Source organism: Psychrobacter cibarius (assembly GCF_904845955.1).
Lineage (GTDB): Bacteria > Pseudomonadota > Gammaproteobacteria > Pseudomonadales > Moraxellaceae > Psychrobacter > Psychrobacter cibarius_B.
Map to the genome: position 1 here is coordinate 21,948 of NZ_CAJGYX010000002.1, position 22,553 is coordinate 44,500.

Below are 22,553 nucleotides of genomic sequence, written 5' to 3' on the forward strand. Positions count from 1 at the left end.
ACTACAGTAACCTTAGGATAATATTGGTGTCTGTCTTATTTTGCTACACTGGTTTGATTGCTTATAGGACAGAATAATCATGATGAATTTATCCATTCGTTTCGCTCGACACTTACCAACATTGGCTATTTTAACAGCCGTAATGGCGCTCGGTGGTTGCCAAAAACCATCTGAACCTAGCACCGATATCGGCATGCAAAACAGTACTCAAACTGCCGAACCTCAAACGACAAAATCTGAGTAACCGGCAACATCCACTGCACAGCAAGCGCCATTAACGATCTTGGCATTGGGCGACTCTCTGACAGAAGGTCTTGGGGTGGATAAAGATGACAACTATCCTGCTCAGTTAGAAGATCGTCTGCAAGCAATGGGTTACGACAATGCCAAAGTTATCAATTCAGGATTGAGCGGTGAAACCAGCACGGGATTGGTCAATCGCTTAGACTGGGTGTTGCAAACTAAGCCTGATGTGACGATTTTGACTATCGGTGCTAACGATGCCATACGCGGTATCGATGTGGCGACAGTTGAAGCCAATATTCGTACCGCGGTCAAACGTCTAAAGGATAATGGCAGTATCGTCATTTTGGGCGGCATGCAAATCTATGACAACCTTGGCTCTGAGTATGTGAAGTCATTTGCAGCGATATATCCTCGCGTCGCCAAAGACATGAACGTGACGCTGATTCCTTTCTTCTTGGATGGTGTGGGCGGTGATCCTGCGCTCAATCAAGCCGATGCCATTCATCCGACTAAAGAAGGCTACGCAATTATCGTTAATGACAATATCTTGCCTATCCTAGCGCCTAAACTAGAAGCGCTAAAAATAGCCGATGCAGACAACGCAACTGAAAATGCTCAAGATGAAACGACAAAAAATACGATAAATGAGACTACTTAACGAGACACTGTAATGACATCATCACCTTCGATTGCCGCTTCAACGCCACAAGCAGATTATAAAAAAGAAGTCCTACTCACCGCCTCACAATTAAACAAGACCGTGCAAGTCGGCGAGCAAACCCTATCAATCATTAAAGATGTAGATATCTATGTCAATGCTGGCGAGTTTGTGGTCATTATGGGCAAATCAGGCTCAGGTAAATCTACCTTACTAGGATTACTGGCGGCGCTAGATTATCCAGACAGCGGTACGGTGTCGCTAGCAGGTCAAATGCTCAGTAGTCTTGACGAAGATGCTTTGGCGGTGATTCGTCAACGTGATATGGGCTTTGTCTTTCAGTCGTTTCACCTACTGCCAACCTTGACAGTAGCCGAGAACATCGCCTTTCCACTTGATATTGCCAGACGTCCAAACCCAGCACGAGTAGACGAGCTTATTGACGCCGTTGATTTGGGTCATCGACGTCATAGCTTGCCCAATCAGTTGTCAGGTGGTGAACAACAGCGCACAGCGGTGGCACGAGCGCTAGTATCGCATCCAAAAATCGTATTCGCTGATGAACCAACGGGCAACCTCGATGAGCAAAATGCAGATCAAGTCATGCAGTTGCTATTGGACTTACGCCAACAGGTTGGTTCAGCACTGGTGGTCGTGACCCATGACCCTGCACTTGCCGAGATGGCAGATCGCGTCATCACCATGCATGATGGTCGAATTGTACCTACATGAATAACTGGATTGTATCTTAATGAATCGTAAGCCCACAGACAATAAACCACCAGCTGATACAAAAAAGACTGATACCAGTATGCATCAAGCGTCCAGTTATCCTAGCGGCATTCTCAATCAACTATTTACCCGTACCTTAGGTTTTCAAACACTCGGCTCTCAAGCACTCAGCCGTAGTTGGTGGCAGCGCTGGGTATATCCGGTATTGTTTCTACTGACATTAACCCTGTCGCTTGCAACTTACCTAACCCTCGACTCTGTGCAGCAGTCTGTTGATCGCTATATCAATGACAATCAGCGCGCGCTCGTTGGTGGCGATTTAATTCTAAACAGCAAGCAAGACTGGCCAAGTGAAGTATTGACGCAAGTAGAAACAATCCCCGATACGCAGACGGTGTATGACTATCAGTTTAGCGCCATGCTGGTCAATGATGAGCAAACCTTGCTTGCCAGCATTAAAGCGGTCTCGCCGTCGTATCCCTTATACGGTAAAGCGGAGCTTGCCTCAGGACAGCCGCTGTGGGAGCAGCTAACCTCTGACAGTGTCATCGTCGCGCCAGAAGTGCTCAGTAGTCTACAGGCCAATGTCGGTGACCGTATCACCATTGGCGATGCGCAGTTCACAATAAGTGATGTATTGACCAAAGAGCCTGATCGTCCGCTGACCACCTTTGGGTTTGGTGGACGTGTCTTAATGCATGAGGACTCACTCGCAGCGACCAATCTGTTGGGTCAACGTAGCCGCATAAACTATCGTATTGAGATGGCAGGCGACCCAAAGCTGATAACCACGCAGCGTGAACAGCTTACAGATATTCTGACCAATTACCCTGATATCGAGCTCTCTGACGCAGAGTCCGCAGATACTTCGGTCTCGCGTATCTCTGATAATGTACTGATGTTTTTAAAATTATTGGTCATCGCAGTGTTGCTACTTTCTGCGGTCGCCATGTACGGCGTCATTAGTGCGTTTGTCACCAAGCAGCAGTCTAGTAACGCCATTCGCTTGGCATTAGGTGAACCGCTTGGCTCACTCAAGCGCAGCTACTATCAACTGCTTATCGTCACGACTGCCATTGCTTGTGTCGCCGCGATTATACTGAGTCTAGGTTTGCTTAAAATTGGTCAGCCGTATCTGGTGGCTATCTTGCCTACCGATGTTGGGCTGTCCATCAATCTAATCAGTGCAATTAAGACTATTGTGATTGCCTTGGCCCTAACGTTGCTGATTGCGCAGCGTGGTTTGAGCGCGCTTAACACCACCAAACCCGCTACCCTACTCAATCAAGGTGCGAGTACGCAAACGCAAAACTTGCCGTGGTATCGACGCGTGCCGCTACTGTGGTATGGCTTGGTGCTGGCAGGGCTATATGCCTTCTTTGCTTATGAAGTGGGCTCACTGACATTAGGTGCACAGCTATTGGGCGGCTTGATTGGCTTTGTGGCGATATTTTGGCTATTGGCGCGTGGGTGGCTCTGGCTACTTAACAAGTTGGCGAGCAATACCAAAGTCAGTTGGATGCAGCGCATTGCCATTCATAACCTTGCACGTAAAGGTAACCAATCTGCTTTGTTCTTTGTCACCTTATCGCTATCGGTGGCGGTGCTGACGCTCATCACCACCCTAAATCACAGTATCAACGCGCAGTTTATCAATGCCTATCCCGAAGACGCACCCAATCTGTTTTTGCTCGATGTGCAGAGCGATCAACATGACGATATTGATGCGATCATTGAAACACCTGTCACTTATTATCCCGTCATTCGTGCGCGTGTAGAAACGGCGAATGACGTACCGGCAAAAGATATTGAGCCTGAGGATGGCTTCGATGATCCTACGCGAGTGTTTAACTTAAGCTACGCAGATACGGTCATGGAGACCGAATATATCACTGAATCACTCACGGATGACGCGCTATACACCCCTATCGATGCGACAGATGAGCAAGTCAAACCTTTGTCTATCTTAGACACCGCTGCCAGTATGCTCAATGTCGGTATGGGTGATCAGGTACGATTTAATATTCAAGGGATCGAAATCATCGGGCAGATTACCAGTATTCGAACGCGCTATGAGCGTGGCCCAAGCCCGTATTTTTACTTCTTGTTTGGGCCGTCTGTGCTGTCCGCTGCCCCGCAGATTCAGTTTGCTACCGCCCACGTACCAGAAGATGCAATTCCAGAGCTACAAGGCAAACTGGTACGTGAGTTCCCTGCTGTCACCACGATTGACGGCACTGCTATTGCGAAGCAAATCCAAGAGCTAGTGGTACAAATGAGCCGCTTGGTCTATGTGTTCACCTTGCTTGCCCTGCTCACTGGCGTCATGGTGCTGATCAGCTCGCTACTGTCTACCTCACAAGATCGTATGAAAGAGAGTGCGTCCTTCCGATTACTGGGGATGCAAAAGCGTGACTTGTATATGCTCAATATCTTAGAGCTAGGTGTACTTGGTATTAGCGCAGCGACCTTTGCCGTGATTATAGCCACTGGTGGTGCTTGGCTGGCTGTTACTCAGTGGTTTAATCTACAGTTTAGTATGCCGTGGGCAAATCTGGCTATGGGTGGTGCAGCGTTAGTCGTATTACTGTTTGCCATTGCCATTATTTACGTGAGATTGGTGATTGGACGCGGGATTATGGCAAGGGTAAGGGCGATGGTTTAGTTGTAGCTATAGTCGGATATAATAACGTCTACTTCTTGTTTTTACAATTTTCGACTATGCACTGTGTCATATATTACGGTAACATGGTATCGGAAGACAAATGTCTTGAAAAACGAATCTATAATTGATTGGAGGTTTAAAATGAAGCTTTTGAGATTAAACCCTATCGATATTGCTATAGTCAATCCAGAATAAAATTGGTACAACCCATATCATGAAACAGCTTAGGTAAATTATTCTCCATCCACCCTTGTCGTAGAAACTTAGCCTGTGCCCATTTTTTTTCAATAGGGTTTAAATCAGGGCTGTAAGGCGGTAGAAATAACAAGCGATGACCATGCCTGTTGAGTAATCTCTGAACGCGTTTATGAAAGCTGGCGTTATCCATGACGATTACGCATTTTATTTTAAGACTTGGTATTAGCGTGTTTTTGCACCAGTTGTAGAATATGTCGCCATTGATATTCTTTTCGAAGTAATCAAGTGCAAATAACGCTTTTTCATATAAGGCACCAATAACATTGGTGCGTTTTTTACCTTGCCAGTTATAGCTATCGATGCAAGGGGTACCAATAGGTGCATAGCCATGAGAGCGGATGGTCTCAGCCTCGAAGCCACTCTCATCCATGTATACAATTGAATAGCCTTGAGCGATGTAGTCGCCCAGTTTACTTAGATATTTAGCTCTGTTTAATGGGCAAGCTTTTGGATGCTCTAAGGTCTTTTTTGACTGATACCAAGACGTTTTAAAGCGGCCTCGATGCCCGACTTACTACAGCCAAAACGCTGTGCTCTCTCGTACATGTAATCGTCTGGATGCTGTTCAACATCTTTTAATAAAGCTTCGTTAGGTATTTTACTGGGTGGTTTATTGCGAGTGAGTTTAATACTAGGATCTTTGAGCCAATTCTGTAGCGTGGCCTTACTAATGTCATAAAATGCACAAGCTTGTCTGATACTCATATCTTGTTGTTCGACACTTTTAATCACTTGAGCACGGAAGTCTGCTGAATAAGTCATAATCTTTTTACTTTTCGCTTGTTTTAAAACTACTGTACCACTTTTATAAAATATCTACTATAACTATATTGTTTGGCGCCATAGAAACGAAGATCATTTTCTAACTCATCTTAAATTACAGAAGATTATGTATTATGTTGTTGCTAAATACCTAAAGGATAAAGGTAAGCTTTTATTTGAAGACCCTATATATAAATGGCAATATGGGCCAGTTATAAAGCCTGTATACCATCAATTTAAGCTTTTTGGTAAATCAAAGATAAAGGAACCTGTTAGTTATTTATCGTCTGATTCTAACTATAGTGGTAAAGGTGATTTTACTATCAATTTTGTAGATCCCGAAGAAATCTGCGCTACTTTAGATAGTGATAACGAATTCAAAAATGTAGTATTGCATGTATTAAAGGAATTTCAATATTCTACAGCTTTTGATTTAGTTGAAAGAACTCATGAAGAGTCGGCTTGGAAAAATTTTGAATCTCAAATTTTAAATGGTATAGAGCTTACGTATTCAAAAGATGAATTAAAGTCAGCTAATATATGAACACCAAAGTTACCTCTGGAAACAATCAATTTATTGAAGCTATTGTTAGGGCTTATTTGCTTGTATCTGAGACCGCGCCTGAAGATTTAGATAGTCATGCAGAAAAAATTGTTAAACTGATATTATCTGCTTTTCAGAATGAACTGAAATCTAACCAAGCATTTAGCTTACCCTATAAAGATATAACAGATGTTATATTTTACAGTGACAGAAATCTATACAGCGATAGTATCTATAATTTCAGTCAAAATATAGAAAACTGTATTAGACCTCTTGCAAAAGTCAGATATTAAGCTCAAGATTTACCAGTCCTGCGAACAGCTTCATTCTTAAATCATAACGTTGACGTCGATTACGGTAGCGTTCAGCCACAATTTTGAATAGCTTAATCAGCCCTATTTTATGCTCAACCAGAATACGACATTTTGCCAAATATTGATTGGCCTGTTTGCAAAGCGCTAGCAACTCACCGCCTTTTGGTTTCTTAAAGGGGATAAAGGTCTGATCGTGTAGCTTGGCTATACCTTGATAACCGCTGTCTGCTAGATAGCTGGTGTTTTTAGGCAGCCAATCAGGACAAGTTTGTTTATAAAGACTAAAGTCATGTACTGAACCGTTGCAGGTTTGCACATCCAATATCAGTCCTGTTTGCCAATGTACGATGACTTGCGCTTTTAAGGTATGTTGTTTCTTTTTTCCACTGTAGTACTGTTTTTGGTTTTTTGGCCGTTCAATGGGCGTTTCGGTGGCATCAATGATGACTGCTGACCAATTGATATCCTCAGGCTTACCGTGTGGCAGTTTTCGTGGCAAATCAAATCTGCCTGAGTGGATAAGGATGTCTTCTACTCTTCTGACAATGCGACTGGCAGAGGACTCATGAACGTTGAAGTCCACACCAATATGATAAAGGGTTCGGTATTCACGCCAATAGGTCAGTGCGAGTAAAATCTGCGCCTCTAAGCTAAGTTCACTTGGACGACCTGATTTGGTCTTGGAAGCTTCATGCTCTTGCATGGCTTCTAGCATTTTCTCAAAAGTGGCTTTGTGGATGCCAGTATAACGTTTAAAACCTGCATCGCTCTGTTCAAGTAGTTTGGCTATATTTGGCATATCTTTTAAATATTTAGGGTTCAGTTATAGTCTTTGAGTCTTGAAACTACTTTTGCAAGAGGTCTATTGAGCATCATTATAATATAAGTTCAGATAAACATCATAATACTAAAAAAAAGTATGTGAAACGTTTTATGCACATAAATGATAAGTTAATTGAGCATACTCTCTTGGCTCAAGCTCAAAGAGACTATATTAATTCAACTGTCAAAAAAACTAATGAATTAGCTATAAGCATTCAAGATTTAGTAGCTGAAGCGAAACTAACAGCAAACAATGCTAAAAACACTGCAGAAAAAGCTGAAGAAACTTATAGATCAATGTTTGCTAACTATGTAACTATATTAGGTGTTTTTACTGCGATTATTGTTACAATATTTGGAGGTCTCAATGTAGTTGGTTTGGTAATGAATAACAACTCAATAGGCATTCATTTACTTTTTATTCTTATATCAGTTATTTTTTTATGTTTAAGTACTTTATTATACTTCTTAGCTAATTTAATTGTTTGGATAACTAAAAGCAGAGAAGTTCCGTTAAATTTAATATTTATTACTATAGTTATATCTTGTTTAATAGTAATTATTTTAGGCTTTATGAAAATTTATTTTAATATATAGTAAAACCTTTATTTTTTAATTAAAACTCAACCAATATTCTTAATAAAAAAATTATACTTTCTTTCTGACAGAATAATTATATTTTTATTGTCAATATACCGTCATCTCTTATCGAAACAAGCTTTTTAGCCCTTACTGTAGCGGTAGCTTGGTAGGCTGTAGCGCTTACAGTACATTGCAAAGGAATGGTCGCTCGGAAGTTGGAACGCTACCATTCTTAAGTGCTGTGCGTCGCATAGTGCCTACTGCAAGTGCCAAGCAGGATTAGCTACAAAACCTCAAACGCCTTCTATTCATTTAGCAGGCGTTTTTTTACTTCATAAGCTGTATAGACATATAAACCCATATCCGCCCTGCACTTTGCTTATTTATTGGGGGGATTACCTAGCCCTCATTTGCTATACTAGCCTAACTTTATCGATTAAATCACCCCTTATAATACCCTTCCAAACAGCATGGTAGCCTTATGAAATTCTCAAAGTTCGGTCAAAAATTTACCCAGCCCACTGGCATCTCACAATTGATGGACGATTTGGGCGATGCGCTCAAAAGCGATCAGCCTGTCAATATGCTGGGCGGTGGTAACCCTGCCAAAATTGATGCCGTCAATGAGCTATTTTTGGAGACGTATAAAGCGCTTGGCAATGACAATGATGCAGGAGAGGCCAATAGTAGCGCGATTATCAGCATGGCGAACTACTCTAACCCACAAGGTGATGCGGCATTTATCGATGCCTTGGTTGGCTTCTTTAACCGTCATTATAATTGGAACCTAACCTCAGAAAATATCGCCCTGACCAATGGCTCACAGAATGCATTTTTCTATCTGTTTAATCTATTTGGCGGCGCTTTCGTTGATGAAAGCAATCAAGATAAATCAAGCGAATCTATCGACAAATCCATTCTACTGCCATTGACCCCTGAGTATATCGGCTATAGCGACGTGCATGTCGAAGGTCAGCATTTCGCAGCGGTATTGCCACATATCGATGAAGTGACTCATGACGGCGCAGAAGGCTTCTTTAAATATCGTGTTGATTTTGACGCTTTAGAGAACTTGCCAGCGCTGAAAGAAGGCCGTATCGGCGCGATTTGCTGCTCACGCCCGACCAACCCGACTGGCAACGTGCTGACCGACGAAGAAATGGCGCATTTGGCCGAGATTGCCAAACGTTATGACATACCGCTTATCATCGATAATGCCTACGGTATGCCCTTCCCGAATATCATCTATTCAGACGCGCATTTGACGTGGGATAACAATACGATTCTGTGCTTTAGCCTGTCTAAAATTGGCCTGCCCGGTATGCGTACGGGTATTATCGTAGCCGATGCTGAAGTGATAAAAGCAGTCAGCGCGATGAATGCGGTGGTTAATCTAGCGCCGACACGCTTTGGTGCAGCGATTGCCACGCCATTGGTAGAAAACGATCGTATCAAGCAGTTAGCCGATAATGAGATTAAGCCTTTTTATCAAAAGCAGGCGACCCTTGCCGTGAATCTGTTAAAAGAATCTTTGGGTGATTACCCGTTGATGATTCATAAGCCTGAAGGCGCGATTTTCTTATGGCTATGGTTTAAAGACTTACCGATTACCACAGTTGAGCTATACGAGATTTTAAAAGAAAAGGGCACGCTCATCGTACCAAGTCAGTATTTCTTCCCTGGTGTCGATATTAGCGATTATCAGCATGCGCATGAATGTATTCGTATGAGTATCGCGGCTGATGAGCAGACGCTAACCGATGGTATTGCAGCGATTGGTGAAGTGGTGCGTGAGTTATATGATGGTCGGTAGGATTTGCAAGTGAGCTGAGAATTATAGTTAGATCTAGTGTAAAAGTATTCGAAAGTCTCTACGCCAGTTACAGCCATCACATTATTTTAGGAATAATTAAATGAGACTTATGTCAGCTATAGTCTTACTTCTAATGTCTGGTTGTAGCGCTGTACATTCCGATGACGCCAACTATAAAGTTTTGATTCATGGCAATGAGGAATGCAACTATGACTATGGTGTAGAAGACTTTTGCGACGAATATAATCAAATATCCTATAAAAATACTGACAAGACTGTCAATTTTGATAAAGATAAAGTTTTAGTGTTTCCGGAAGATAACTTTGGTTATTTAGTTGTTATAAACCCAGAAACTCAAATAGCTTATCCTTTTGGATACTTAGTTAATTATAAAAAACTAATTTTTTCTAAAAATTCTAACGAATTCTGTATAGAGGGAGATATCTCCGCTTATCGTGATGAGGATAATGGATACTTCTGTTTTGAGTTTACTGAAAACAACTTTGAACGTATTTACGATGCTACTCGCTAGTATTTAGCCTAACAATTATAAATCCACCTTTATCCTAATATATTGGAATTTATCATTGAGGCGCCCATCTTCTTCCCAAAAATTAAGGCTATGGGTAACCGCTAGATACAGGTAGCCATCTCTTGCCCAAAATATGTCTCTTGGCTCCTCCATAGGCATCCAATGTCTAAAGCCTGCACCCATAATCGGGATGATGTCTGTTCCCTTAATTCTATACAGCTCTAGATCGGTGTATTGCTCATATGGATTGGTATAGGCTGAGATGATATATCTTTTATTGGGCGAGATATGAGGATAATCTATAAACGTCTGCGTCGTCTCACCCGAATTTTTATCAATCATCTTATAGTCACCGCTTTCCCAGTAACCTCCACTGACCAAATACTGATTTAACGGGGCAATCTGACCTACGTACTCAAAAATCTGATACCCATCATTATCTACATTCTTATCAGTGAACCTTACTACCTTGCCAGCGGTTGCAATTGATAGAACACCATTTCTCTTTTTAATACTTTTATCTTTTGATAAAAAATCAACAGCAAGTGGACGTTTCTTCTCAAACAAAGCCTTATCAATTAGCTCTATTTTTAGGTAATCGTTAAGTGCTTTGCCATTTTCAAAAGTCTCATAGTCTTCGCCAATGGATAGATATGCTAGTATGTTTAAATCTTTGGACGTTAGCGAGGCAGGTATAGTAGAACCCGTTTGCTCTTTTCTCACAAAGACCTTTTCCCATTTGACAGTATCAGTCTCTACAACGCCGTCATTGTCCTCATCATATTCTCTACGAATTCTGTCTTGCACCGCATACCAATCCTTTCTATCTTCAATGACGTCTAACTTCTCACCAAAGGCATAGCTTTTCACTTTTCGAGCAGCACCGCTTGGTAACTGACGTGCGATTGCCCCATCTTTTGCCGTCACATAAACGTGTTTCAATACAGTCGTATCATCGTAGTCAATCTCGATACCATCACGATTGTACTGTGCCAAAAGTGCTGCCGATATGGGTTTATTGAGGTCAATGATGACGTTTTGACTTGCCACTGCTGAATGATAGCTAAACATCGTTAGACATAGAATAATAGAAGAAAAAATGTAAGTAGATATTTTAAATGAAGACATAATATGGTCTGCTATATATTTTATATTATGAATTTTACACCATAAAATCCTACTTAAGTTTACTTTTTTGATATCTGAAATAAAATTACTTCGGAATATTAGCGCTGCTTTAAAAGTTTAGTAGACGGATTGAATGAACTGAATATCTTCGTCCACTTATTCAGCGCATAGAGCACGTAAGGCAGCAGGCACGTATTAATCAAATCACGGAGGCTTGCGACCAGCTGTTCGTGGCTTAAGCCCACCATGCCTGACGCTTCAATCGTATTTCGATTATCTAAATACTCGCCCAATAAAGCAATGCCCGTCACGACGACTAAAGCCATGAATGATCTGATGCTTTGGTTTTTAATGATAGGACGCAGCACAAGCAGACACAAAAGGTAGATGCCGACGCCGACATAGATATGTAAGGCATCTTTGGCAAGTCCAGATACTTCAATAACATTGATTTTAAAAGCGGTAAAATCCACTAGAGTATTCCAAATATAAGCAAGTAGAAAACGACTGAGAGTATCACTAAATCATGATGGCTAAACTATAATAGCTAAAGAGTGGCAGCTACAAAGTGAGGGCTGAGCATAAAAAAGGCAGATTATACAATTGATAATCTACCTTCTGCTAAATTAAATATTCACTTCACGGTTATCAACTACTTACACATCCCACTCAACGAAATTTTTCAACAACTGCAAGCCAGCAGTATGACTTTTTTCTGGGTGAAACTGGGTGGCAAATAAATTATCTTGGATGACACTGGCACAAAACGGTTGACCATAGTCACATATCGCTGCCACTTGTGAGCTATCAGTAGGCTCGCAATAATAGCTATGTACAAAGTAAAAATGCGCATTGTTTTGAATACCATGCCACAGCGGATGGTCAAAATCCATACCGCTAATGGTATTCCAGCCCATATGCGGTACTTTTATAGTTGCGCCCTGCTCGTCTTTCCACGTAGGGTCAAATGCTTCTACATTACCGTTTAAGATACCCAAACAGTCTGTACCACCATTTTCAGCGGACTGCTCAAACAATGCCTGCATGCCCACACAAATAGCCATGACAGGCTTATTAAACACCGCATGGCGTATGACGTCATCAATCCCTGCTTCATGCATGCCAGCGATACAGTCACGCATAGCACCGACACCGGGGAAGACAATCTTATCTGCCGCAGCGACAACCTTAGGATCATTGGTGATAGAGACTTCTGCCCCTACCACTGACAAGGCTTTACTGGCGGAATGCAAATTACCCATGCCATAATCTAGTAGCGCTACTTTGGTTACTTTAGCCATTAAAACGCCTCTTTAGTCGATGGCAGAGTATTGAGTGCACGCTCATCATATTCACAAGCCATACGTAACGCACGAGCAAACGCTTTAAAGGTAGATTCGATTTGATGATGGCTGTTTTTACCTTTTAAATTGTCTAAATGCACCGTCATCCAAGAATGGTTCACAAAACCATAAAAGAATTCACTAAACAGGTCAACATCGAAATTACCGACATGCGAACGGGTAAATGGAATGTCCATGTGTAAACCCGGACGTCCTGATAGATCGACGACAGCGCGGGTTAATGCCTCATCAAGCGGTGCATAAAAATGCCCATAACGACGAATGCCTTTTTTGTTGCCCAATGCCTTGTTAAATGCTTGTCCAAGGGTAATACCAGTGTCTTCAACGCTATGATGGTCATCGATAAAGGTGTCACCGTTGCATTTAATCTCTAAGTCAAACAAACCGTGACGCTTGATTTGATCAATCATATGATCCAAAAACGGCACGCCAGTATCTACAACCCCTTGACCCGTACCATCAAGATTGACAGTACAAGTCACTTGGGTCTCAGCAGTAATGCGCTCAACGGTCGCAATACGTTCAGGGCGACCATGTAGATTTAGGTTTTTTGGTGCATTTTGCTCAGGTGTATCAGCAGTCGTCATTGCATTGGCTGTCATGGCTACTCTCTATCAGTTTTTATCAGTGAAAAGCGATCAATAAATAAGGCGAAACATGTCTAAATATTTTACTAGTGTCTGGGTCAGCGCTAGCAAAAAATGTATTAGAAAATGATATATACAAAAGATATCAAGGTATTAGGGTTTGTACGTACTAAATATCATCTAGCCTCATCATAGCAAACCCTAACATTTACTGCCACGACCAAGCGGCAAACCACGCACAAAATTACCTCATTCTGCTAAAATAGTGTGTTCAGTATTATTAATCATGACTTGCACTGACTTTTAGATATCATATTCTACAGCTCACTTTCTATGACTTTGTGCCGTGTTATAGCTTTGTGCTGTGTCATACTGCTACTTTATACGATAGAAACTCTCTGTTTATAGGAACTGCTATGCCTTTAGAAGCGATCGCCATTAATAGCTTGGATGCACCACTTATCAAAAAACCTGCGCGTGACAATGAGCTAGCAGAGCGCTTGCAGGCTTTGTACGATAGCGATGATGCGCAGCCTGATGGTATCGAGGTATTAAATATCGTTGAGCAAGGTTTTAAGCGTGGTCAGTATCTATACGTCGGTATGTTTAATGATAAACCTATCGCCGCTGTTGGCTGTTTTGATGATGGGCAAACCGATGCCAAGCGTTTGCAATATTTAACGGTGCATCAGCAAAATCGCGGTCGCGCGATCGGTGCTAAGTTTATCAAACTGGTCTATGATGCCGAGGTCAAAAAAGGTGTGCGTGAGTTTGTCCCTGTCGATGCGGATATCCATCGTATTATGAGCGAGTATGATTTACTGCGTGTTAAAGACTAAATCGAGAGCAGAAACTGTTAATTTTGCTAATATTTGATTATTTATCGTCTTTTATCTTCTATTATGCAAAAACTACTTGACAGCAACGCCTATATTTAGTTTAATAGCGCCTCAACGAAGACGGCTCGATAGCTCAGTCGGTAGAGCAACGGATTGAAAATCCGTGTGTCGGCAGTTCGAACCTGCCTCGAGCCACCATTCGTCTAAGCATTCTAAAAAGCCCCGAACAGTAATGTTTGGGGCTTTTTTTATACCTGTATTCCGTTCTGAAATAAGTCTAATAGCTTATGACAAACGTCTTCTTAATAACACCTCGCAACGTTCACGCGAGTCTAAGTCATAAACCGTCGCGCGGTAATCGATACCATGGCGTCCTTCAAAAAATATCACTCTATCGCCCACTGCTAAAAAGCAAGACGTGCGCGCATCATAAATGAAATCATCAATCACGAACGCCAAATCACGATCTATCTCGCGTACCGTGTAAGTTTCTCCTTGCGGAATCAACCGCTCAAACCATGCGCTATGGGCAACATTGGTGCTTAACACGCTGATGAGCAGCAGCACCAATATCACAAATATACTTTTTAACGACATCGTAAAAGTCGAGCCAGCTAGACTGATTATATTGAGGATGTTTTTATTAACTGTCATAACTTTAACCTACTCAGACCTGCTCAATGATTGATTCTATTCGCTATGCTAAACGCTTACTGTCACGGTTGCATAACATTTTTGTGCTGTTTTTTAGACAGCGGCGCTCAGTATACTCGATAGTATTGATAATGATAAATTTGACAGATGACGAATACTAATAGGGAAAAGCGATGAGAGCGTTCGATTACGATTTGGATTATAAAAACCTAGATTTGCGCGCGCAGCCAGAGCTGTATCGGGTCGGTCGCGGCGAGCAAGGCGTATTATTGGTAGAGCCGTATAAGTCTGAAATCCTGCCACACTGGCGCTTTGCGACCCCTGATATTGCGCTTGAGAGCAGCGAGACAATTTATCAGATGTTTTTAGATTATCTGGCGGCCGATGACTTTGTGGGTGCTGACATGGCGCGCAAATTTATTCAAATGGGCTATACCCGCGCCCGTCGTTACGCCAATCACAAAGGCGGCAAAAAATATAAAGGGCCAGTGCCCGATGATAAAAAAGGTCAAAGCGGCGCACATGGTCGTGAAGAATTGCCACGACAAATCGAAGACCCAGTCAAAGCAGAGTCAGCGCGCATATTTAAACAAAAATGGGACGAGTGTCGTGAGAACGAAGATTATTTAAGAATGAAAAAGGAACATCGCGAACGTTATAAAGAGGTTGAATAAGCATAAAATATATCAATGAAAATTATCCTCAGCCTGAAAAGATAGAAATATTGATAATGACAGACTGTTAAATAATTGAATTCATGATTTGCTGTGCTAAGGTAATGAGGGCTTGGAGCTAATACTCCAAAAAAGTATAAAATTGATAGCATGGGCAAATAATAATGACTGTAGGTATTAAGCAACTTTTGATTTTTGATTTTGATGGCACGCTCATTGATAGTGTGCCAGATTTGGCGGATGCAACTAACGCAATGTTAACGACACTTGGTAAAGAAACCTATCCGATTAGCACCATACGTAATTGGATAGGTAACGGCTCAAGATTGCTGGTAGAGCGCGCACTAGCAGGTAAGGTAGACGTGTTAGAAGGCGAGTTGACGGTCGAGGAAGCCAATCACGCAGAGCATCTGTTTTTTGAGGCTTACAAAAATCTCAGTGGTAGCAAAACCGTTGCTTACCCAGATGTCGATAGCGGACTAAAAAAGCTAAAAGCAGCAGGATTTACGCTGGCGTTAGTGACCAATAAACCGATTCGTTTTGTACCAAAAATATTGCGATCCTTTGGCTGGCAGGACTTATTCAGTGAAGTATTAGGTGGTGATAGTCTCTCAACTAAAAAGCCTGATCCAGCACCGCTACTGCATGTCTGTAAAGCGTTGAACGTCACTCCAGAACAAGCTGTGATGATTGGCGATTCTAGAAACGATATCTTAGCCGGACAAAACGCCAATATGGATACGCTTGGCTTGTCTTATGGCTACAACTACGGACAAGATATCCGTGAGCTAAACCCTACCGAAGCCTTTGATAATTTTGCGGCATTAGTAGAATATATTTTCAAAAATTATAAGATAGACAGCTAAAATTTGAACATTAGAATGATTCATTTAAGCCATTCTTTGAAATCATTATTTGCTCCGATAACTGAGCGCCTCAGACACATGAGCGCTTGTAATATCGATACTGTCAGCCAAATCAGCAATGGTACGCGCCACTCGCAATACTCGATGATAACCGCGTGCCGATAAATTCAGACGCTGCTGAGCGAGCTGTAATAGTTGCTGTTCGCCCTCTCCTAGTTGGATATATTTATCAATTTCGCTAGGGCTAAGCTCATTATTGACCTTTTGTTGCCGCTGCATCTGATGTTTATGTGCGGCAATAACTCGAACGCGCACTTGTTCGGAGGTTTCGCCAGCTTGAGCATTTTGCAAGTCAGCAATTGGCAGCGCAGGTACAGTGATATGCAAATCAATGCGATCAAGCAATGGACCTGATAGTTTGTCTTGGTAACGTTTAATCTGTTCAGGTCGGCAGCGACAACGCCCTGAGGTATCGCCATCATAGCCGCATGGACATGGATTCATGGCAGCGACCAATTGGAAATTTGCCGGAAAAGTCATCTGCGAATTGGCACGGCTAATAGTGATCTGCTTGGCTTCTAATGGCTGACGCAATACCTCAAGCACACTCCGATCAAACTCTGGCAATTCGTCAAGGAATAATACGCCTTTATTGGCAAGGGTAATTTCGCCCGGTTTTGGTCGTGAGCCACCACCCACCAAAGCCACGGCTGATATAGTGTGATGAACTTGCCTAAATGGTCTTGTCCCATAATCGTAATCGCTGTCTGCCACTGAATAAGTGCTGGCAACCTCTAATGCATCTTCATCACTTAAATCCGGCAATATGGTCGGTAGCCGCGAGGCCATCAATGTCTTACCCGAACCGGGAGGCCCTGTGAACAACAACGAATGACCACCAGCAGCGGCAATCTCTAAGGCTCGCCTCGCATGATGCTGTCCTTTGACATCAGCCAAATCCACTTGATAGCCAACATACTGCTGCGCTGGACTGGGTTGTACAACGTCCAAAGATTCATAGGCTGCGCTTGGATTGGCTAACGACTGTAAGTGGTCACAAACTGTCTTTAAGCTTTGCGCGGCTAGTATCGTCACGCCATCCACACGGCTGGCCTCAGCACCATTATCAATCGGTACGATAAGCTGCGGTGTTTGTGGTTTTTGCCGTGGCTCGATCAGCTCTTGTTCAGTGATATTTGCTACCTGCAATACTTTGGACGCTAGCGCCTCAGCTTTGATCGCTCGTGCCACCGCTAAGCTGCCTGTCACTTGCCGTAAATTCCCATTGAGCGCTAACTCACCGATAAACTCAAACCCTGATAATACTTCTGGATCCAATTGATCACTGGCTGCCAAGATTCCGATAGCAATCGGTAAATCAAGACGCGCGCCATCTTTAGGCAAGTCAGCGGGAGCTAAATTGATAGTGAGACGACGATTAGGAAATTGAAAGCCAGAGTTCAGAATCGCAGAGCGTACACGGTCTTTACTCTCACGTACCGCCGCCTCAGGCAAACCGACAATGGTCAATGCTGGCAACCCTTGTGACAGATGCACCTCAATAATGACCTTGGGCGCATGCAGTCCGACGACTGAACGAGTATAGACTTGAGCAAACGACATCAGCATTTTCCTAATATAGGGAATAATTGATAATAGAGCATTATGTATCAGTGCGCAAATGTCGTGTTTTATTGTCTCATTTTATTTACTAGCATAATTATCAACAGTTGTTATATGATAAACGGATGCTCTTTCGCTCAGTCTTATTCGGCTATGCTGCTCCAAAGATTATCCAAAGATTCTCACACCTGTTAACCATGTTATTAACGTATTGAGTAATTTTAATCGCACTACAAAGCATTAAAGATTAGCAAGAGTATTGGCAATAAAAGGATTTTATTGATCATATAAAGTTTGCTGGCGGCTTTTTGCTGCAGATTTATATAACACCTACTTTATATAATACCCACTACCATGGACGGATAAACTTATGAGCATAAAGATGCATAATCGGCGTGTGCCCACACTCACGCTACTGACAGTAGCAGTATCCTTAGGACTGTTCGGCTGCTCAGACAGCGACAATAGTTTCAATGACGATGATGTCATACCACCTTCCACTAATTATGAAGCCGATATTCAGCGTACTGAGTTCGGTATACCGCACATCACCGCAAAGGATTACAAAGGCCTTGGTTATGGCGTCGGTTATGCATTCGCAGAAGATAACTTCTGCTCACTAGCACGTGAAGTTGTAGTCGCTAGCGGTCAGAGTATGCTGTATCTAGGCGCTGACGGTAATTTGGCTAGCGATGCTTTTTATACGTGGTACAACACTGACAAGCGAAAAGCTGAATTTTTAGCAGCTCAAGACCCTGAAGTCATTGATGCTGTGACAGGTTATGCAGCAGGCTATAGCCGTTATCTACGTGATAAAGGCGTGGCTAATATCGATCCTGCTTGTGCCAATGCTGAATGGGTACGAGAGATTACTCTAGATGATTTATTGACGGTCTACGGTAAAGCCAATCTACGTGGTGGCTTATCTAATTTTGTCGGTCCCATTGTAGCAGCGGCACCGCCCTCTACTTCTGGCATTCAGGGTAGCTCAAGAATGCGTAGTGTTCCAGTCGCAAACCCTGTCGTAGAGTCAGCACCTGCATTCAATATGGATACGATTAATGCGATGAGTGGCGGTAGTAATGCCTATGCCTTTGGTAAGGAGGTGACTGGTACTAATAGCGGGGTCATGTATGGCAATCCACATGAGCCATGGGATGGCGTCCAACGCTTCTATCAATTTCACTTAACGATGCCAGGTGAGCTGGATGTGATGGGCGCGGCTCAACAAGGTCAGCCTTTCCCTAACATCGGTTTTAATAAAGACGTGGCATGGAGCCATACCGTATCCACTGCCAAACGTTTTACGCTTTATCAGCTGAGCCTAGTTGACGGAGATCCTCTCAAATACAATTATACTAATAGCGCTGGTGTGACTGAGCAGCGCGATATCGAAACCGTTCCTGTCACTATTCAGCTACCAAATAATCAGACGCAGGTTCACAATATTTATGTCTCACAATATGGACCTATGTTAGCGGTCAATTTACTCAATGGTCAATTACCAGCATGGGGCGCTAATAATCTAGCTTATACTATCCGTGATGCCGCCTCTGAAAACCCAAGAGCACTCAATCAGTGGCGTAGTATGAATAAGGCTACGAGCGTTGAGGACTTAGTCGATAGAATGCAAAGCGTCCTTGGTCTTGGGTTTGTTAATACTATTGCTACCGACCGTAATGGTAAGGCACTCTATGCTGACATCTCAACCGTACCAAATGTGACCAAAGCTAAGCTTGAAGCTTGTAGTAGTGCTGCATCTGGCCCCTTCCTTGGTGCTTTAATTGCCGCTGACTTGCCAGCACTGAATGGTAGTAACGCTGCCTGTGAATGGGGAGTTGATACAGACTCACCGCAAGCAGGAATCTTTGGGCGCTCAAACTTACCTTTCTTGATCCGCGATGATTATGTTGCTAACTCGAACGATAGCTATTGGTTAAGTAATTTAGAGCAACCACTGACTGGATTTTCACCGCTCCTACGTCGTCGTTTAACCCCCTTCTTAGGTGCTAGTCCAGCAGATGGTGTTCCATTGCTTATGCGCTCACGTATGGGACTGGTTCAAATACAAGATCGATTCAGTAATAAAGATAACTTGGGCGGTACTAACTTCAATTTAAACAATATGCAAGAGGTCGTCTATGGTAACCGCAGTTATGTCGCTGAGTTGGTACTCGACGACGTATTAGCAGATTGTCGAGCGAATGCTAGCATGCCTTTGACGGGTGGCTCTACTATTGATGCAACCAATGCTTGTAATATCTTGAGTAATTGGGATCGTCGTAATAATTTAGATAGTAAAGGCGCTCATGTCTTTAGAGAGTTTTGGCGTAATGTGGATTTCAATGAAACGACGGATACGATATTCAGTGTTAAATTTGATGCAAAAGACCCAGTCAATACGCCTCGTGGTTTAATTATTAGTGCGGATACACGTACTGCTTTAGGAGATTCCATTAAGTTCTTCCAAGATAAAAACATCGCTCTTGATGCGCCTTTATCTGACTTGCAGTATATCGTTGATGCTAGTAAAAACGGCGAGCGTATTGCTATGCATGGTGGCTTTGGTCGTGAAGGTGTATTCAATGTTGCAGAAACGAGAGGCACAAGCGCTAATGATGGCGCAAACTACCTCATTAATTTTGGTCCAACATATATGCAAACCGTTACCTTTGATAGCGCTGGCCCTGTAGCAGAAGCCTTACTAGGTTACTCGCAAGCTTCTGATACTACTCGACCGTTCCATCGTGACCAGAGTCGTCGCTACTCAGCTAAAGAATGGATTCGCTTACCCTTCAATGCTAATGACGTTAGCAAGCAAGCCGTTGGCAATAAAATCCAGCTAAAAGAATAAGTTTGACGTAACTTGAATTAGTGATAACTTAAATTAGTGATAACTTAAATTAGTGATAAAAAGACCTCAGATATATGCTGAGGTCTTTTTTACTTTATGGAAGCAATCTGTTTGAATATCGTCGATGCATCATGATGCCAGCACTTAGCCAGCTAACCGCAAGAGGGGTATAAGTATCATTGCCAAAATCAAATGGACTTATCATAGACAGTTTGTATGTAAGAAAACTCGCCGACCACCCCACTGCAAACAAGGATTTGTTATACTAGTGCTTATTGATGGCTATCAATTTAGCAGCAGATAGCGCTGTGAAAATTATTATTGATAACAAAGTTATTATGGTTATTAACGATCTATCAAACACCTACTGGCTTTTAAATATTTGGTCGTTAGAGATGTAAGAACAGTAATACTCAAGGTCAAAACGAGGAGTACCGCATGACAGAACATTCAGAATCAAATACTCAGCAACCTTACAATCGTGCAGGAGAGCAACCGACCACGACACGCCCTGTTATGCAATCAGAAAGTCCTTATGCCAGTACGCGTGGCAGTATGACGAGTAAGCAGCTACCTGCCTTTGATGAAGCTATTATTAATAAATACAATCGTTCAGGACCACGTTATACCTCCTATCCGACCGCTTTAGAGTTCTCACCCATCTCCGATGGTCTTGAGGCAAAGATCCTTCAAAACCGTGAAGCTCGTGCACCACTGTCTTTATATTTTCATATTCCTTTTTGTCGTCACCTCTGCTATTACTGCGCTTGCAATAAAATTATTACCAAGAAAAATAGCGACTCAGGCGATTATTTACAGTATTTAATCGCTGAGATTAAGCACAAACGCCGCCTGCTATCTGTCCCAGAAGGTAGTAGCAAACCCCTCGTTAAACAGCTGCATTTGGGTGGGGGTACGCCAACATTTTTGCGTGATGAAGAAATGGTTCAACTGTGGCAGTTCTTACAAACTCAGTTTGAATTCTTACCTGAAGACAAAGGCGATTACTCTATTGAAATTGACCCACGTGAGCTGAGTGGCGAGACGTTAAAAGTATTGCGTAACCTTGGCTTTAACCGTGTCAGTTTAGGTGTACAAGACCTCGATGAAACGGTACAAATCGCCGTCAACCGTGTACATTCAGCAGAGCTCATTGAAAATTTGTTAAATGAGGCGCGTGACTTAGGTTTTCATTCTATCAATATCGACCTAATTTATGGTTTGCCGCATCAAACACCCGCAACCTTAGATAAAACGGTGCGCCGTATCATCGAGATGGCGCCGGATCGCTTGTCAGTATTCAATTACGCACACTTGCCAGAACGTTTTAAGGCCCAGCGCCAGATTAAAGAAGCTGATTTGCCAGACCCAGCAGCCAAGCTTACAATGCTTGGCAATACCATCAATACGCTGACCGAAGCTGGCTATCAATATATCGGTATTGATCACTTCGCCAAGCCTGATGATGAATTAGCCGTGGCGCAGCGTGAGGGCAAACTGCATCGTAACTTTCAAGGTTATACCATCATGGGCGATTGTGATTTATTGGGCTTCGGCGTCTCCTCTATCAGTCAAATTGCCAATGCCAATACCCGCTATATTCTGCAAAATGATACAGATTTATCAGTTTATCAAGCGAGCATCGATGCTGCACAAAGTAACTCGGCTGCCATGCCTGCGGTAAAAGTCATCAAAACATCTATCAAAGATCGCTTGCGTGAATATGTGATTATGAATCTACTCTGTCACGACTATATCGATTTTAAAGACGTCAATCAAAAATTTGGTATCGATGCCATCACTTACTTTATCAATGAGATTCAACAGCTTGGCGCCATGCAAGAAGACAAGCTCATCGATATGGATGCGGCTGGTATTCGCGTGCTACCAAAAGGTCGATTATTAGGTCGTAACGTCGCCATGGTATTTGATGAATATCTTGAGAAAAAACATAAGAATCGTTTCTCAAAAGTTATTTGATTGAGTTGTTCCATAAATTAAAAGCAGTCATAAAAAAGACCTCAATTGAGGTCTTT

23 protein-coding genes and 1 tRNA gene are annotated in these 22,553 nt (G+C 42.6%); 15 read left to right on the plus strand and 9 right to left on the minus strand.

Translation table 11 applies throughout. From position 1 onward, the window contains the following. Window positions 1-79 precede the first annotated feature (79 nt). From JMV76_RS14740 to JMV76_RS03510, 4 genes are read left to right on the plus strand one after another with little or no spacing between them, the layout of a single operon-like run. Window positions 80-244, plus strand: coding sequence for a hypothetical protein (locus JMV76_RS14740; RefSeq protein WP_227690077.1), 165 nt, complete (start codon window positions 80-82; stop codon window positions 242-244). Between the two features lie 45 nt (window positions 245-289). Continuing rightward, window positions 290-904 (plus strand): arylesterase, encoded by a 615-nt coding sequence (locus JMV76_RS03500; protein WP_227690079.1) that lies wholly within the window; start codon window positions 290-292, stop codon window positions 902-904. Window positions 905-916: 12 nt separating this feature from the next. Further along, entirely contained in the window at window positions 917-1,636 is a 720-nt protein-coding gene (locus JMV76_RS03505) for an ABC transporter ATP-binding protein (RefSeq protein WP_201501664.1), read from the plus strand. A gap of 19 nt (window positions 1,637-1,655) precedes the next feature. Beyond that, window positions 1,656-4,301 (plus strand): ABC transporter permease, encoded by a 2,646-nt coding sequence (locus JMV76_RS03510; RefSeq protein WP_201501665.1) that lies wholly within the window; start codon window positions 1,656-1,658, stop codon window positions 4,299-4,301. Window positions 4,302-4,482: 181 nt separating this feature from the next. Here JMV76_RS03510 and JMV76_RS03515 read toward each other — a convergent pair whose 3' ends face one another. Together JMV76_RS03515 and JMV76_RS03520 are read right to left on the minus strand one after the other, a co-directional pair. Next, complete coding sequence (locus JMV76_RS03515) at window positions 4,483-4,929, minus strand: transposase (RefSeq protein WP_265090270.1); 447 nt, start codon at window positions 4,927-4,929, stop codon at window positions 4,483-4,485. A gap of 86 nt (window positions 4,930-5,015) precedes the next feature. Next, complete coding sequence (locus JMV76_RS03520; protein WP_227690081.1) at window positions 5,016-5,321, minus strand: IS630 transposase-related protein; 306 nt, start codon at window positions 5,319-5,321, stop codon at window positions 5,016-5,018. Window positions 5,322-5,448: 127 nt separating this feature from the next. On the opposite strand from JMV76_RS03520, the gene JMV76_RS03525 reads away from it, so the two are divergent. Next, window positions 5,449-5,865, plus strand: a complete 417-nt coding sequence (locus JMV76_RS03525; protein ID WP_201501666.1) for a Panacea domain-containing protein — start codon at window positions 5,449-5,451, stop codon at window positions 5,863-5,865. Continuing rightward, window positions 5,862-6,158, plus strand: coding sequence for a hypothetical protein (locus JMV76_RS03530; RefSeq protein WP_201501667.1), 297 nt, complete (start codon window positions 5,862-5,864; stop codon window positions 6,156-6,158). Before JMV76_RS03525 ends, JMV76_RS03530 begins: the two co-directional genes overlap by 4 nt. On the opposite strand, the gene JMV76_RS03535 is transcribed toward JMV76_RS03530, so the two are convergent. Beyond that, window positions 6,148-6,978 carry an IS5 family transposase gene (locus tag JMV76_RS03535; protein WP_201501564.1) on the minus strand — a complete coding sequence of 277 codons (831 nt, stop codon included), beginning with the start codon at window positions 6,976-6,978 and terminating at the stop codon, window positions 6,148-6,150. The genes JMV76_RS03530 and JMV76_RS03535 overlap by 11 nt on opposite strands. 170 nt (window positions 6,979-7,148) lie before the next feature. Between JMV76_RS03535 and JMV76_RS03540 the strand changes: the two genes are divergently transcribed. From JMV76_RS03540 to JMV76_RS03550, 3 genes are all read left to right on the plus strand, one after another. Then, the gene (locus JMV76_RS03540) at window positions 7,149-7,598 is read left to right on the plus strand and encodes a hypothetical protein (protein WP_227690083.1); all 450 of its coding nucleotides are present in this window, start codon (window positions 7,149-7,151) and stop codon (window positions 7,596-7,598) included. A 466-nt stretch (window positions 7,599-8,064) separates the two neighbouring features. Further along, the gene (locus tag JMV76_RS03545; RefSeq protein WP_201501669.1) at window positions 8,065-9,396 is read left to right on the plus strand and encodes a valine--pyruvate transaminase; all 1,332 of its coding nucleotides are present in this window, start codon (window positions 8,065-8,067) and stop codon (window positions 9,394-9,396) included. Window positions 9,397-9,505: 109 nt separating this feature from the next. After that, window positions 9,506-9,928 carry a hypothetical protein gene (locus JMV76_RS03550; protein WP_201501670.1) on the plus strand — a complete coding sequence of 141 codons (423 nt, stop codon included), beginning with the start codon at window positions 9,506-9,508 and terminating at the stop codon, window positions 9,926-9,928. A 15-nt stretch (window positions 9,929-9,943) separates the two neighbouring features. On the opposite strand, the gene JMV76_RS03555 is transcribed toward JMV76_RS03550, so the two are convergent. The 4 genes from JMV76_RS03555 to hisB form a co-directional block, all read right to left on the minus strand. Next, a complete protein-coding gene (locus JMV76_RS03555; protein ID WP_201501671.1) occupies window positions 9,944-11,056 on the minus strand; it encodes a hypothetical protein in 1,113 nt (370 codons plus the stop codon). A gap of 98 nt (window positions 11,057-11,154) precedes the next feature. Continuing rightward, window positions 11,155-11,529 (minus strand): hypothetical protein, encoded by a 375-nt coding sequence (locus JMV76_RS03560; protein ID WP_193008881.1) that lies wholly within the window; start codon window positions 11,527-11,529, stop codon window positions 11,155-11,157. Window positions 11,530-11,712: 183 nt separating this feature from the next. Continuing rightward, window positions 11,713-12,357, minus strand: coding sequence for an imidazole glycerol phosphate synthase subunit HisH (gene hisH, locus JMV76_RS03565; protein WP_201501672.1), 645 nt, complete (start codon window positions 12,355-12,357; stop codon window positions 11,713-11,715). Beyond that, window positions 12,357-13,022, minus strand: coding sequence for an imidazoleglycerol-phosphate dehydratase HisB (gene hisB / locus JMV76_RS03570; RefSeq protein WP_227690085.1), 666 nt, complete (start codon window positions 13,020-13,022; stop codon window positions 12,357-12,359). The genes hisH and hisB overlap by 1 nt, the downstream gene beginning before the upstream one ends. A 401-nt stretch (window positions 13,023-13,423) precedes the next feature. Between hisB and JMV76_RS03575 the strand changes: the two genes are divergently transcribed. Both JMV76_RS03575 and JMV76_RS03580 read left to right on the plus strand, forming a co-directional pair. Next, window positions 13,424-13,846 (plus strand): hypothetical protein, encoded by a 423-nt coding sequence (locus JMV76_RS03575; protein ID WP_201501673.1) that lies wholly within the window; start codon window positions 13,424-13,426, stop codon window positions 13,844-13,846. Window positions 13,847-13,968: 122 nt separating this feature from the next. Next, window positions 13,969-14,044, plus strand: a tRNA-Phe gene (locus tag JMV76_RS03580). Between the two features lie 87 nt (window positions 14,045-14,131). Here JMV76_RS03580 and JMV76_RS03585 read toward each other — a convergent pair. Continuing rightward, complete coding sequence (locus JMV76_RS03585; RefSeq protein WP_201501674.1) at window positions 14,132-14,500, minus strand: hypothetical protein; 369 nt, start codon at window positions 14,498-14,500, stop codon at window positions 14,132-14,134. A gap of 173 nt (window positions 14,501-14,673) precedes the next feature. On the opposite strand from JMV76_RS03585, the gene JMV76_RS03590 reads away from it, so the two are divergent. Both JMV76_RS03590 and JMV76_RS03595 read left to right on the plus strand, forming a co-directional pair. Next, window positions 14,674-15,174: a DUF4385 domain-containing protein gene (locus JMV76_RS03590; protein WP_045447616.1), complete on the plus strand. Its 501-nt coding sequence runs from the start codon at window positions 14,674-14,676 to the stop codon at window positions 15,172-15,174. A 164-nt stretch (window positions 15,175-15,338) separates the two neighbouring features. After that, window positions 15,339-16,040, plus strand: coding sequence for a phosphoglycolate phosphatase (locus JMV76_RS03595; RefSeq protein WP_201501675.1), 702 nt, complete (start codon window positions 15,339-15,341; stop codon window positions 16,038-16,040). A gap of 45 nt (window positions 16,041-16,085) precedes the next feature. On the opposite strand, the gene JMV76_RS03600 is transcribed toward JMV76_RS03595, so the two are convergent. Beyond that, a complete protein-coding gene (locus tag JMV76_RS03600; protein ID WP_201501676.1) occupies window positions 16,086-17,663 on the minus strand; it encodes a YifB family Mg chelatase-like AAA ATPase in 1,578 nt (525 codons plus the stop codon). A gap of 370 nt (window positions 17,664-18,033) precedes the next feature. On the opposite strand from JMV76_RS03600, the gene JMV76_RS03605 reads away from it, so the two are divergent. Both JMV76_RS03605 and hemN read left to right on the plus strand, forming a co-directional pair. Then, window positions 18,034-20,517, plus strand: a complete 2,484-nt coding sequence (locus JMV76_RS03605) for a penicillin acylase family protein (RefSeq protein WP_201501677.1) — start codon at window positions 18,034-18,036, stop codon at window positions 20,515-20,517. A 438-nt stretch (window positions 20,518-20,955) separates the two neighbouring features. After that, window positions 20,956-22,497, plus strand: coding sequence for an oxygen-independent coproporphyrinogen III oxidase (gene hemN, locus JMV76_RS03610; protein ID WP_374190039.1), 1,542 nt, complete (start codon window positions 20,956-20,958; stop codon window positions 22,495-22,497). The last annotated feature ends 56 nt before the right edge of the window (window positions 22,498-22,553 follow it).